The sequence below is a fragment of the Streptomyces sp. NPDC037083 genome (assembly GCF_055606485.1).
On record NZ_JBVJSQ010000011.1, the window covers coordinates 21,238 to 33,723 of the forward strand.

Below are 12,486 nucleotides of genomic sequence, written 5' to 3' on the forward strand. Positions count from 1 at the left end.
GGTCCGCCGGCGGGTCCGGTCCCCCGCTCGGTGGTGGTGGTGGTGGTGGGCGGGGGCTTGGCGTGACCGGGTCGGTGGAGTGGAGTCGAGTCGGGGGGTGGGTTCGGTGTGGTGTGTGTGGTGCTGCAGGCGCTTGCTGTCATGCGCGCAGGCGTAGGCCCCGCGGGGTCGCGATGAAGCCCGCTCCTTCCAGGAGGTTGCCGATGGGGGAGGTGAGGGCGGAGGCGCCGTTGACGCGTTCCACCGTGACGGTGCCGAGGGAGCCCGCGCGCGCGGCCTCCGCGAGGGCCTCCGCCGCGGTGTGCAGGCGCGGATCGTCCGCGGGCGTGTCCTCGCTGTTCGGGGCGGAGGGCCAGGCCAGCAGGGTCTTGCCGCCGCGCTCCATGTAGAGCGTCAGCTCGCCGTCGACGAGCACCACCAGGGAGCCGGCCTTGCGACCCGGCTTGTGCCCGGCCCCGCTCGGTGGTTCGGGCCAGCCCAGGGCGGCGCCGTAGGCGTTCGCCGGGTCGGCGGCGGCGAGGACGACGGCGCGGGAGGCGTTGCCGTCGCGGTTGCGGCCCTGGGCGTGACCGCGGAAGGGGCGGCCGGTCGGGACCGAGCCGTTGGAGAAGCCGCTCCCTCCTCGCGCGCCGCTGCTTCCCCGTGGTCCTCCGGCGCCCGGAGCCGCCAGGTCCCGTGGCGAGACGTACTCGCCCGGCGAGGCGGGTGCCCCCGGAGCGCCGAACGGCGAGGCGAAGGGGGCGTCGAGGTCGGGGACGTTCCACACGTCGTCGGACGGGGAGCCGTCGGGGAAGACGAAGTCGTCCGGGGCGCCCGCCGACGGGCCGGGGGCGGGCAGGGGCTCGCCGCGGTCGCGGGCGTTGGCCACCGCGCGCAGGCGGTCCACGGCGCCGTCCATGGCGAACTGCGCGGCGCCGAGGCCTTCGACGACGTACCCGCGACGCGCCTGACCGCTCTCCTCGAAGACGGAGAGGATGCGGTACGTCGCCGAGAAGCCGCCCTCGACGCCCTCGGCCGCGACCGCGCCCCGAGTGACCACACCGTGCCGGTCGAGAAGGGTCCGGGCGAGCGCGTGGGCGCGGACGGTGGCGTCGGGCTCGTGGGCCGGCAGCAGGGACCAACGGCCCGCGACGGTCGGGGGACCGCTGCGGGAGGCCGGGCGGGCCGCGCCCGTCAGCGAGCCGTACCGGCCGCGCGGGATCGTGCGCTTGGCGCGGTGGGCCGTGGAGCCGGCCGTGCGGCCCGAGCCCAGCAGGGAGCGCATGGGGGCGAGCGTGTCGTTGGTGAGCCGGCCGGACCAGGCCAGGTCCCAGACGATGTCGGCGAGCTGGGGGTCGGTGGCGTCCGGATGGGTGGTGGCGCGGACCTGGTCGGCGATCTGACGGAAGAACAGGCCGTAGCCCCCGGAGAGCGCGTCCAGGACGGACTGGTGCAACGCCGTCAGCTCCAGGGGGTGGGGCGGCGGAAGCAGCAGGGGCGCGGCGTCCGCCACGTACAGCGAGACCCAGCCGTCCTTGCCGGGGAGGGCGCCGGCCCCGGCCCAGACCACCTCGCCGGCCGCGGTGAGTTCGTCGAGCATCGCGGGCGCGTAGTCCCGTACGCGCGACGGCAGGACGAGCTTCTCCAGGGCCGAGGCGGGCACCGACGCGCCCTGGAGTTGCTCGACGGCGCGCACCAGACCGTCGACGCCACGTAGGGAATGGCCCTTGCCGATGTGTTGCCACTGGGGCAGGAACTGGGCCAGCGCGGGCGGCGGGACCGGCTCCAGTTCGTGCCGCAGCGCGGCCAGGGAGCGGCGGCGCAGCCTGCGCAGGACTGTCGCGTCACACCATTCCTGGCCGATGCCGGCCGGGTGGAACTCGCCCTGGACGACGCGCCCGCTCGCCGCGAGCCGCTGGAGGGCCCCCTCGGTGACCGCCACGCCGAGGCCGAAGCGGGTGGCCGCGGCGGTGGAGGTGAAGGGGCCGTGGGTACGGGCATGGCGTGCGAGGAGGTCGCCGAGAGGATCCTTGACCGGTTCGGTGAAGGCCTCCGGCACGCCCACCGGCAGGGCAGTGCCGAGCGCGTCGCGCAGCCGGCCCGCGTCCTCGATCGCGGCCCAGTGTTCGGCGCCGGCGACGCGGACCCGGATGGCGCGGCGCGCGGTGGCCAGCTCCTGCGCCCAGTGCGGTTCGGCTCCGCGCTCGGCCAGTTCGGCGTCGGTGAGCGGGCCGAGGAGGCGCAGGAGGTCCGCCACGCCCTCCGCGTCCTTCACCCGGCGGTCCTCGGTGAGCCACTGGAGCTCCTGTTCCAGCTCGGTGAGGACTTCGGCGTCGAGCAGTTCGCGCAGCTCGGCCTGACCGAGCAGCTCGGCCAGCAGCCGCGAGTCCAGGGAGAGGGCGGCGGCGCGGCGCTCGGCGAGCGGGGAGTCCCCCTCGTAGAGGAACTGGGCGACGTATCCGAAGAGCAGGGACCGGGCGAAGGGGGACGGCTCCGCGGTGGTGACCTCGACAAGGCGCACCTTGCGGGACTCCAGGTCGCCCATCAGCTCCACGAGGCCGGGGACGTCGAAGACGTCCTGAAGGCACTCGCGGACCGCTTCCAGGACGATCGGGAACGATCCGAACTCACTCGCCACCTGGAGCAGTTGAGCGGCCCGCTGGCGCTGCTGCCACAGGGGCGTGCGCCTGCCGGGGTTGCGGCGCGGCAGCAGCAGTGCGCGGGCGGCGCACTCGCGGAAGCGGGCCGCGAACAGCGCCGAGCCGCCGACCTGGTCGGTGACGATCTGGTCGACCTCGCCCTTGTCGAAGACGACGTCCGCCGCGCCGACGGGGGCCTGGTCGGCGTCGTACTCCGTGCCGATCTTCGTCGGTTCCTGGTCGAGCAGGTCCAGGCTCATCAGGTCCGCGTCCGGCAGGCGCAGCACGATGCCGTCGTCGGCGTGCATGACCTGCGCGTCCATGCCGTACCGCTCGGAGAGTTTGGCGCCGAGCGCGAGGGCCCAGGGGGCGTGGACCTGCGCGCCGAACGGGGAGTGGACGACGACCCGCCAGTCGCCGAGTTCGTCGCGGAAGCGCTCCACGACGATCGTGCGGTCGTCCGGGACGTGGCCGCAGGCCTGGCGCTGCTCGTCCAGGTAGGAGAGCACGTTGTCGGCCGCCCAGGCGTCCAGGCCGGCGGTGAGCAGACGCAGCCTGGCGTCCTCCTTGGGCAGGGAGCCGACCTCGCGCAGGAACGCGCCCACCGCGCGGCCCAGCTCCAGCGGACGGCCCAACTGGTCGCCCTTCCAGAAGGGCAGGCGGCCCGGGACCCCGGGGGCGGGGGAGACGAGGACGCGGTCGCGGGTGATGTCCTCGATGCGCCAGGAGCTGGTGCCGAGGGTGAAGACATCGCCGACGCGGGACTCGTAGACCATCTCCTCGTCGAGCTCGCCGACCCGGCCGCCGCCCTTCTTGGGGTCGGATCCGGCGAGGAAGACCCCGAACAGCCCGCGGTCGGGGATGGTGCCCCCGGAGGTGACCGCCAGGCGCTGGGCGCCGGGACGGCCGGTGACCGTGCCGGCGACCCGGTCCCACACCACGCGCGGGCGCAGTTCGGCGAACGCGTCGGACGGGTAGCGGCCGGCCAGCATGTCCAGGACGGCCGTGAAGGCGGATTCCGGCAGCGACGCGAAGGGCGCGGCGCGGCGGACCGTGGCCAGCAGGTCGTCCACCTGCCAGGTGTCCAGGGCCGTCATCGCGACGAGTTGCTGGGCCAGGACGTCCAACGGGTTGGCGGGGACCCTCAGGGACTCGATCGAGCCCGTCCGCATGCGCTCGGTGACCACGGCCGCCTGGACGAGGTCACCGCGGTACTTCGGGAAGACCACGCCGGTGGACACCGCGCCCACCTGGTGTCCCGCGCGGCCGACGCGCTGCAGGCCGGAAGCCACCGAGGGCGGCGACTCGACCTGCACGACGAGGTCCACCGCGCCCATGTCGATGCCGAGTTCGAGACTGGAGGTCGCCACCACGGCGGGCAGCCGGCCCGCCTTCAGGTCCTCCTCCACGAGCGCGCGCTGTTCCTTCGACACCGAGCCGTGGTGGGCGCGCGCGATGACGGACGGGGCCCCCTGGGCCGCGCCCGAGCCGCCCATGAGCTGGGCGGGGGAGTGGTGCTCGTCCAGGGGCTCGCCGGTGGCCCGCTCGTAGGCGATCTCGTTGAGCCGGTTGCACAGGCGCTCGGCGAGCCTGCGGGAATTGGCGAAGACGATCGTGGAGCGATGGGCCTGGACGAGGTCGGTGATCCGCTCTTCGACGTGCGGCCAGATCGACGGGCGCTCCGCGCCTTCGGAGCCGTCGGCGACGGGCGAGCCGCCCAGCTCGCCCAGGTCCTCCACGGGGACGACGACCGAGAGGTCGAACTCCTTGCCGGACTTCGGCTGGACGATCTCCACCTTGCGGTGCGGGGAGAGGTAGCGCGCCACCTCGTCGACCGGGCGGACCGTGGCCGAAAGGCCGATGCGCCGGGCCGGCCTCGGCAGCAGTTCGTCGAGCCGCTCGAGGGACAGTGCGAGGTGCGCGCCGCGCTTGGTGCCCGCCACCGCGTGCACCTCGTCCAGGATCACCGTGTCGATGCCGGTCAGCGCGTCGCGGGTGGCCGACGTGAGCATCAGGAACAGGGACTCCGGGGTCGTGATCAGGATGTCCGGCGGGCGGGTGGACAGTGCTCGGCGCTCGGCGGGCGGGGTGTCGCCCGAGCGGATGCCCACCTTGACCTCGGGCTCGGGCAGGCCCAGGCGCACGGACTCCTGCCGGATGCCCGTCAGGGGACTGCGCAGGTTGCGCTCCACGTCGACCGCGAGGGCCTTGAGGGGGGAGACGTACAGGACCCGGCAGCGCTTCTTCGGGTCGGCGGGCGGCGGAGCCGAAGCGAGCTGGTCCAGTGCCGCGAGGAAGGCGGCCAGGGTCTTGCCGGAGCCGGTGGGGGCCACCACCAGCACGTCCGAACCCTCGCCGATGGCCTGCCACGCGCCCGCCTGGGCCGCGGTGGGCGCGGAGAACGCCCCCGTGAACCAGCCGCGGGTCGCGGGCGAGAAGCCGTCGAGGGCTCGGTGTGCGGAGCTGACCATGCGTCCATCCTGCACCCAGCCACTGACAATGGCGCTGACCTGCGGACTCTCCCGCGGCACGGCGCGATTTACGGCGTGGCGGGGCGGGGCGTGACGGCGCGGGAGACGGGAGGGCGGGAGGCGGGAGCGAAGCGGGAGAGGGGCAGCGAGAGGCCGGGGGACCGGAAGCAGGGAGACGGCCAGTGGGGAGACGGGAGGCCGGGGCGATTCGGTCGTCGCGGAGAATGGGGGCATGGCGGGTTCGAGTGAGCTGGCGCGGCACTGGCGGTATGCCGAGCTGCCCGGCGTCGATCTGCTGCGCGCCCGGTATGTCCGCAAGGCGTTCGTGCGTCACACCCACGAGCACTTCGTGATCGCCGCCATCGCCGAAGGGGTGGAGGTCTTCGCCCACCGCGGAGCCGATCAGTACGCGGGGGCCGGGGCGCTCGCCCTGGTCAACCCGGACACCCCGCACACCGGGCGGGCCGGGGTGCCGGAGGGCTGGCGATACGGGGCCGTGTACCCGTCGCCCGACGTCGTGGCCGGGATCGCTGCCGAGACGACGACCCTTCGCGGCGCCCCGGGATTCGTCAGTCCCGTGCTCGACGATCCCTACGCCGTCGCGTTGGTGCACCAGGTGCTCCGAGCCGCCGAGGAGGGCAACGCCCTGGCCGCCGACACCCTCCTGCGAGTGGCGGTGACACGGTTGCTGCGGCTCAACGGCGGGCCGCTGCCGCAGCGCCAGATCCGGTCGGCCGGAGCGCGTATCGCCGCACGCGCGCGTGCCGTGCTGGAGGAACGGCTGGTCGAACCGCCGACGCTGGAGCAACTGGCCGCAGATCTCGGGACCAGCCCGTTCGCCCTGCTGCGGGCCTTCCGGGACGCCTACGGGCTGCCGCCCCACGCCTGGCTCACCGATGCCCGGGTACGCCGGGCACGGCGGCTGCTGGACGCGGGGACGGCGCCCGCCGAGGCAGCGGTCGCCGTGGGGTTCACGGACCAGCCGCACCTCAACCGTCACTTCGCCCGGATCGTGGGAGTCCCGCCGGGGGCCTACCAACGGGAGCGCAAGAACGTACAAGACCCGGGGGAGCCGCCGCTCCTACCGTCCTGGTCGTGGCAGAACAGACAGCGCGCACAGACGTACGAGCCGAGAGTCGGGGAAGGCCCGACACCGCCGTCGTCCGCGACGCCCTCGGGGTCGGAGTCGCCGTAGGGCTCTCCGGATTCGCCTTCGGGGTGACCTCGTCAGGCAGCGGACTCTCGGTGTGGCAGACCTGCGCGCTCAGTCTCCTGGTGTTCACCGGCGCGTCCCAGTTCGCGCTCGTCGGGGCGCTGGCGGCGGGCAGTGGTCCGCTGACGGCGGCCGCCGGCGCGTTCTTCCTGGGCGTACGCAACGCGTTCTACGGCCTGCGTCTGTCGCAGTCGCTGAACCTCCCGCGCGCGGTGCGCCCGTTCGCCGCCCACTGGGTGATCGACGAGACGACGGCGGTCTCGCTGGCGCAGCGACGACGGCGGGCCGCCCGCATCGGCTTCGCCGTCACCGGCGCGAGCCTGTACGTCTTGTGGAACCTCACCACTCTGCTCGGCGCCCTGGGCGCCGAGGCCCTCGGGGACACGGATGCGTGGGGACTCGACGTGGCCGGGCCCGCCGTCTTCCTGGCGCTGCTCGCGCCCATGCTGAAGAGCGCCGCCGAGCGGGCCGTCGCCGGGCTCGCGGTGCTCCTGGGGCTCGGTCTGCTGCCGGTTCTGCCCGCGGGAGTGCCCGTCCTGGGGGCCGCGCTGGCCGTACCGGTCGTTCTGTATCTCGAGGGCCGGCGCGCGACCGACAAGGAGACGATCGGCCAGGACGCGACCGTTCGGCGGGCGGGCGGCCGACGCGACACCGGGCAGGAGGGGGAGCGGTGAACACCTGGATCGCGGTCGGTGCGACCGCTCTCGGCTGTTACGCCGTCAAGCTCGCCGGGCTGCTCGTCCCCGCGGGGCTCCTCGAACGCCCTCTCGTCAGACGGTTCGCGGCCCTGCTCCCCGTCGCCCTGCTCGCCGCCCTCACGGCCCAGCAGACCTTCGCGGACGGGCATGCGCTCGTGCTGGACGCGAGGGCCGCGGGGCTCGCCGCGGCCGTGGTCGCCCTCGTGCTGCGGGCCCCCTTCCTGCTGGTCGTCGCGGCCGCCGTGGCGGTCACGGCGGGGATGCGCGCCCTGGGCGGGTGAAGGGCGGGCCAGGAGCCGGGAGAGACAGGGAAAGGGCGAGGCAGGGAAACGGACAGCAGCGCGCGGGGGAGGGAGCGGAGGGCGGACGTGGGGGACGGCGGAGGGCGTGGCCACGGCCCGGAGGCTAGAGGCCACGCTTCACGGTCGTCGGACCGGCTCAGCCGATGGCGCGGCCGTAGGCCCTCAGGGTGCGCAGCGCCTCGATCGTCACCATGGGGCGTGCCTCGAGCGTGATGCCGGGCGCCCAGCAGCGCCATCGGACGGGCCAGCCGCCGTCCTTCTGCTGCTCGCCGGCCAGATGATCCAGAGAGCGGGTCATCTCGTCGTCGGTGAACCACGCGCGCGCGAGCGACTGCGGTGTCCGCGCGAAGTCGTACGGGAAGTGATGCTCACCCGGTGCGTAACCGGGGGCGACCGGATAGGCGTCGAGGCGGTCGGGGTCGAGCACGACCAGCCGGTGGTCGCGCACCAGACGGCCCAGGCGATCGGCGGCCGCCTCCGCGCGCGGGCGGTCGGGAACCGAGTCCAGGAAGGCCACGGCCGCCTCGACCTCGTACGGGTGCGACCGCTCCAGCGAGTCCACGGCCTGCCAGCAGAAGTCCGTGGCCCGGAACAGCCAGGCGTGCCACACCTCGTTGCGGTGCAGCAGACCCACCACCGGCCCGGTGGACAGCAGCTCGCTGGGCGGGTCGTCCACGACCGGGATGAAGGGCGCAACGGGGTACCCGCGCTGGCTGGGATGGACCGCCGGCAGCGCGCCGTCGCTGGTGGAGACGGACGTCAGGTAGCGGCACACCCGCTCCAGACGCCGGCCGCCGAGGCACCCGATCGAGTCCAGGACGCGCAGTGCGCGCACGGTGTGCAGGGGCTGGCTGACGGGGCCGCGCAGATCGGGTTCGAGCGCGTGGCCGTATCCGCCGTCCTCGTTGCGGTAGGCGTCGAGGGCGGTCTCGACGGGTTCGGCGGCGCCGTGGAGGAAGTCGTGTGCGAAGAGGCGCTGCTCCAGCACGCGCGCGGTGAGCCAGACGAAGTGCTCGGCGCGGAAGAGCGGGGAGTGCGCCGGGGGCGTCGGGGGGAGTGGGGATGCTCCGGTTTCGGCCATGGTCAGACCGTAGGGCGGAAAGCGGTCTCGGCAGGCGGTCCCGGCGAGGGGCACCCCCGCGCGCGGGATACTGGTGTCATGCGGTTGACGGTCTTCTGGCAGCGGATGGACGAGCACTTCGGCACGGGGTACGCGGAGACCTTCGCGCGCGACCACGTGATGGCCGAGCTCGGCGGACGCACCGTGCACGAGGCGCTGGCGGACGGCTGGGACGCCAAGGACGTGTGGCGGGTGGTGTGCACGGCGATGAACGTTCCGCACGAGATGCGCTGATCCTCCGCGAAGATCGCCCGGGGCGCTCCGATTGTCGGTGGCGTAGGCGAGACTTGGTCCGTGGCACCCACTGACGAGACCGGGCACTCCGCCCAGAACGCATCCCCGCCCGGTACGCCCCCGGGGCCGCCCCCGGTCCAGGGCGACGCCGGGCAGGCCGCGCGCATGCCGCGCTGGCTCCCACGCGCCATGGTGCTCGCGTTCGCCCTCTTCGGTGCCTTCCAACTGGGCACCTGGGCTTTCCACCAGCTCATCGGCCTGCTGCTCAACATCCTCATCGCGTTCTTCCTCGCCCTCGCCATGGAGCCGGCGGTCAGCCGGATGTCCGCCCGCGGGATGCGCAGGGGGCTCGCCACGTTCCTGGTCTTCCTGAGCCTGCTGATCGTCGTGGCCGGTTTCTTCACGCTGCTCGGCTCGATGCTCGCCGGACAGATCATCAAGATGATCGAGGGCTTCCCGGACTACCTGGACTCGGTGATCAACTGGGTCAACACCACGTTCCACACCGAACTCCGACGCGTGGACATCCAGGAAGGCCTGCTCCACTCCGACTGGCTGAGGAAGTACGCCCAGAACAGCGCCGCAGGAGTCCTGGACGTCTCCACACAGGTCCTCGGCGGTCTCTTCCAGCTGCTGACGATCGCCCTGTTCTCGTTCTACTTCGCCGCCGACGGGCCTCGCCTTCGCCGCGCGGTGTGCTCGGTCCTGCCCCCGGCCAGGCAGGCCGAGGTGCTGCGTGCCTGGGAGATCGCCGTCGACAAGACCGGCGGCTACCTGTACTCACGCGGGCTGATGGCGTTGATCTCCGGCGTGGCGCACTACGTGCTGTTGGAGGCCCTCGGGATCCCCTACGCGCCCGTGCTCGCCGTCTGGGTGGGCGTGGTCTCGCAGTTCATCCCCACCATCGGCACCTATCTCGCGGGCGCCCTGCCCATGCTGATCGCCTTCACGGTCTCGCCGCTGTACGCGCTCTGGGTGCTGATCTTCGTCGTGGTCTACCAGCAGTTCGAGAACTACATGCTGCAGCCCAAGCTGACGTCGAAGACCGTCGACATCCACCCCGCCGTCGCCTTCGGCTCCGTCGTCGCCGGCACCGCCCTCCTGGGCGTCGTCGGCGCGCTGATCGCCATCCCGGCGGTCGCCACGCTGCAGGCGTTCCTGGGCGCGTACGTGAAGCGCTACGCCGTCACGGACGATCCCCGCGTGCACGGCCACCGGGACCGGGGCGAGGGACCGCTCACCCGCGCGCGGGGGCTGTGGACGCGTGTGCGACACCGGACGGGCGGGCCGGGGCAGGGCTCAGGGGGCTCAGGGGGGACCGGCTGAGGACCGGAGGGGCCGATCGAGGAAGGGAGGACCGGCCGGGGTGGGTGGCGCCGACGGCCGAGTCGGCAAACGGGAGCGAGCGTCACCGGGGGCGGTAGGTCAGTCGGTCGGTCAGTACCTAGTAGATCGTCGGTGCGTCGGTGCGCCGGGACATCAGCAAGGCAGCAAGGCAGGGCGTCAGCACGTCAGTACGTGAGGACGGCCCACACCCCGGCAGCGGCGACCGCGGCCGCGTAACAGCCCACCGCCGCCGTCACGATCCGCCGGCGCGTCGTCCGGCTCCAGGATGTGCGGGACAGCAGCCAGGCCAGCGCGGGCAGCACCAGCACCGCATGCAGAGCGACCCCGTGCAGCGGCTTCAGCGAGGCCGTCGACCGGTACGCGGCCTCCTGGTGCCCGGTGCGGGTGAGTACGACCCCGCGCGCGATCATCGCCGCGCCCGAGGCCAGCGCGACCAGCAGGATCGCGAAACCGGAGCGCACCGCGAGCCCCATTCCGACGGGGCCCGTCGGACGGTTCCGGAAGGAGATCACGGCGAACGCGGTGAGGAGCACCACCAGGACCCCGCCGCCGACCGCGAGCGTCATGGACACCGCCGTGTCGAAGGGCGTCTCCATGTCCAGATGCGAGGGCACTCCGCGCCACGCCTGGAGGGTGATCCCCCCGACCTCCACCACGCAGTCGGCGGCGAACACCCCGAGCAGGGCGGTGCGCAGCCGCGGCCCCATCCGCAGATACGACGTCACCCAGACGACCGCCAGCAGCGTCACTCCGAAGGAGAGCCCGAAGGTCACCGGCTTGCGCCAGGAGACGGGACCGTTCCACGGGCCGCCGTCCACGGCGAACACCACGAGGTGGAAGAGGCCGGAGAGGATCAGAAGGAGCGCGGTCGCCCCGTGGAGCCGATGGAGGGAACCCGCGTACCCAGGGTGCCGTGGTGGGCTCGTACGTCCCGGTGAGGCTTCGCCTCGGGGCTGCCTGGTCCTCTGCTCGTCCACGTCCATGCACCGAGCTTCCCGGCCGCGTCGATCGCCGTCGTCGTCCGGCCGAAGACACCTGCCGTACGCCCCGCGAAGTAGCCGGGAGCCCGGGGCGCGGCCGGCGGCGCGGCGGCTGCGTCGGGCCGGTCCGGGGTGTCGTCGGCTCGGTGGACACGGTCTCGGGAGTGCCGCGTGGTGCGCTTGACACGGAAATCGAACATCCATTCTGATGGAAGCTCCGGAGAAGCGTTCGGCGAGCATTTCGTCCCGTTTTGGATGGGTAAACCCCTGAGTTATCCACAGGCCGGACCGGCGTCAGGACGCATTGTCAGTGGCAGGCGTTAGCGTCTTTGACGTGAAGCGATCGACTCAAGCAAATCGGGTGGAACCCATGGCAGGAACCGACCGCGAGAAGGCGTTGGACGCCGCACTCGCACAGATTGAACGGCAGTTCGGCAAGGGTGCCGTGATGCGCCTCGGCGAGCGGCCGAACGAGCCCATCGAGGTCATCCCCACCGGGTCGACCGCACTCGACGTCGCCCTCGGCGTCGGCGGCCTGCCGCGCGGCCGTGTGGTGGAGGTGTACGGCCCGGAGTCCTCCGGTAAGACGACACTGACGCTGCACGCGGTGGCGAACGCCCAGAAGGCCGGCGGCCAGGTCGCGTTCGTGGACGCGGAGCACGCCCTCGACCCCGAGTACGCGAAGAAGCTCGGCGTCGACATCGACAACCTGATCCTCTCGCAGCCCGACAACGGCGAGCAGGCTCTGGAGATCGTGGACATGCTGGTCCGCTCCGGCGCCCTCGACCTGATCGTCATCGACTCCGTCGCCGCGCTCGTCCCGCGTGCGGAGATCGAGGGCGAGATGGGCGACAGCCACGTGGGTCTCCAGGCCCGTCTCATGAGCCAGGCGCTGCGGAAGATCACCAGCGCGCTCAACCAGTCCAAGACCACCGCGATCTTCATCAACCAGCTCCGCGAGAAGATCGGCGTCATGTTCGGCTCCCCGGAGACCACGACCGGTGGCCGGGCCCTGAAGTTCTACGCCTCGGTGCGTATCGACATCCGGCGCATCGAGACCCTGAAGGACGGCACCGAGGCCGTCGGCAACCGCACCCGCTGCAAGGTCGTCAAGAACAAGGTCGCGCCGCCCTTCAAGCAGGCCGAGTTCGACATCCTCTACGGCCAGGGCATCAGCCGCGAGGGCGGTCTGATCGACATGGGCGTGGAGCACGGCTTCGTCCGCAAGGCCGGTGCTTGGTACACGTACGAGGGCGACCAACTCGGTCAGGGCAAGGAGAACGCCCGTAACTTCCTGAAGGACAACCCCGATCTCGCCAACGAGATCGAGAAGAAGATCAAGGAGAAGCTGGGCGTCGGCGTGCGCCCCGAGGAGCCCGTCGCCGAACCGGGCGCGGACGCCGCGGTGGCTGCGGGCACGCTCGCGGAGGACGCGGCCAAGGCGGTTCCCGCTCCCGCCGCCAAGGCCGCCAAGACCAAGGCCGCGACCGCCAAGAGCTGACC

Annotated in this window: 10 protein-coding genes; 6 read left to right on the forward strand and 4 right to left on the reverse strand. The window is 72.7% G+C overall.

Translation table 11 applies throughout. The annotated features are described in order from the left end of the window. Nucleotides 1–139: 139 nt before the first annotated feature. Nucleotides 140–5,089, reverse strand: coding sequence for an ATP-dependent helicase (locus tag ACZ7DE_RS27140; protein ID WP_470765567.1), 4,950 nt, complete (start codon nt 5,087–5,089; stop codon nt 140–142). 232 nt (nt 5,090–5,321) lie between these two features. Between ACZ7DE_RS27140 and ACZ7DE_RS27145 the strand changes: the two genes are divergently transcribed. From ACZ7DE_RS27145 to ACZ7DE_RS27155, 3 genes are read left to right on the forward strand one after another with little or no spacing between them, the layout of a single operon-like run. Next, nucleotides 5,322–6,284: an AraC family transcriptional regulator gene (locus tag ACZ7DE_RS27145; RefSeq protein ID WP_470765569.1), complete on the forward strand. Its 963-nt coding sequence runs from the start codon at nt 5,322–5,324 to the stop codon at nt 6,282–6,284. Next, the gene (locus ACZ7DE_RS27150) at nt 6,185–6,976 is read left to right on the forward strand and encodes an AzlC family ABC transporter permease (protein WP_470765571.1); all 792 of its coding nucleotides are present in this window, start codon (nt 6,185–6,187) and stop codon (nt 6,974–6,976) included. The genes ACZ7DE_RS27145 and ACZ7DE_RS27150 overlap by 100 nt, the downstream gene beginning before the upstream one ends. Beyond that, nucleotides 6,973–7,281, forward strand: a complete 309-nt coding sequence (locus ACZ7DE_RS27155; protein ID WP_470765573.1) for an AzlD domain-containing protein — start codon at nt 6,973–6,975, stop codon at nt 7,279–7,281. The genes ACZ7DE_RS27150 and ACZ7DE_RS27155 overlap by 4 nt, the downstream gene beginning before the upstream one ends. Before the next feature lie 157 nt (nt 7,282–7,438). Here the strand turns inward: ACZ7DE_RS27155 and ACZ7DE_RS27160 are convergent, their stop codons facing one another. Continuing rightward, on the reverse strand, nt 7,439–8,383 hold the full coding sequence (locus ACZ7DE_RS27160; RefSeq protein ID WP_470765575.1) for a hypothetical protein: 945 nt from the start codon (nt 8,381–8,383) through the stop codon (nt 7,439–7,441). Between the two features lie 78 nt (nt 8,384–8,461). Between ACZ7DE_RS27160 and ACZ7DE_RS27165 the strand changes: the two genes are divergently transcribed. Both ACZ7DE_RS27165 and ACZ7DE_RS27170 read left to right on the forward strand, forming a co-directional pair. Further along, on the forward strand, nt 8,462–8,656 hold the full coding sequence (locus ACZ7DE_RS27165) for a DUF3046 domain-containing protein (RefSeq protein ID WP_470765578.1): 195 nt from the start codon (nt 8,462–8,464) through the stop codon (nt 8,654–8,656). Nucleotides 8,657–8,716: 60 nt separating this feature from the next. Beyond that, entirely contained in the window at nt 8,717–9,982 is a 1,266-nt protein-coding gene (locus tag ACZ7DE_RS27170) for an AI-2E family transporter (protein ID WP_470765579.1), read from the forward strand. A 185-nt stretch (nt 9,983–10,167) separates the two neighbouring features. Here the strand turns inward: ACZ7DE_RS27170 and ACZ7DE_RS27175 are convergent, their stop codons facing one another. Together ACZ7DE_RS27175 and ACZ7DE_RS27180 are read right to left on the reverse strand one after the other, a co-directional pair. After that, nucleotides 10,168–10,860 (reverse strand): hypothetical protein, encoded by a 693-nt coding sequence (locus ACZ7DE_RS27175; protein WP_470766063.1) that lies wholly within the window; start codon nt 10,858–10,860, stop codon nt 10,168–10,170. Further along, on the reverse strand, nt 10,857–11,183 hold the full coding sequence (locus ACZ7DE_RS27180; RefSeq protein WP_470766085.1) for a hypothetical protein: 327 nt from the start codon (nt 11,181–11,183) through the stop codon (nt 10,857–10,859). The genes ACZ7DE_RS27175 and ACZ7DE_RS27180 overlap by 4 nt, the downstream gene beginning before the upstream one ends. 170 nt (nt 11,184–11,353) lie before the next feature. Here ACZ7DE_RS27180 and recA point away from each other — a divergent pair, with 170 nt between their 5' ends. Next, nucleotides 11,354–12,484, forward strand: coding sequence for a recombinase RecA (gene recA, locus ACZ7DE_RS27185; protein ID WP_470765581.1), 1,131 nt, complete (start codon nt 11,354–11,356; stop codon nt 12,482–12,484). Nucleotides 12,485–12,486 lie beyond the last annotated feature (2 nt).

Excerpts from the sequence above, each read along its gene's own strand:
- ACZ7DE_RS27140 (WP_470765567.1), bottom strand. The coding sequence starts at position 5,089 with ATGGTCAGCTCCGCACACCGAGCCCTCGACGGCTTCTCGCCCGCGACC.
- ACZ7DE_RS27145 (WP_470765569.1), top strand. The coding sequence starts at position 5,322 with ATGGCGGGTTCGAGTGAGCTGGCGCGGCACTGGCGGTATGCCGAGCTG.
- ACZ7DE_RS27160 (WP_470765575.1), bottom strand. The coding sequence starts at position 8,383 with ATGGCCGAAACCGGAGCATCCCCACTCCCCCCGACGCCCCCGGCGCAC.
- ACZ7DE_RS27165 (WP_470765578.1), top strand. The coding sequence starts at position 8,462 with ATGCGGTTGACGGTCTTCTGGCAGCGGATGGACGAGCACTTCGGCACG.
- ACZ7DE_RS27180 (WP_470766085.1), bottom strand. The coding sequence starts at position 11,183 with ATGTTCGATTTCCGTGTCAAGCGCACCACGCGGCACTCCCGAGACCGT.
- recA (WP_470765581.1), top strand. The coding sequence starts at position 11,354 with ATGGCAGGAACCGACCGCGAGAAGGCGTTGGACGCCGCACTCGCACAG.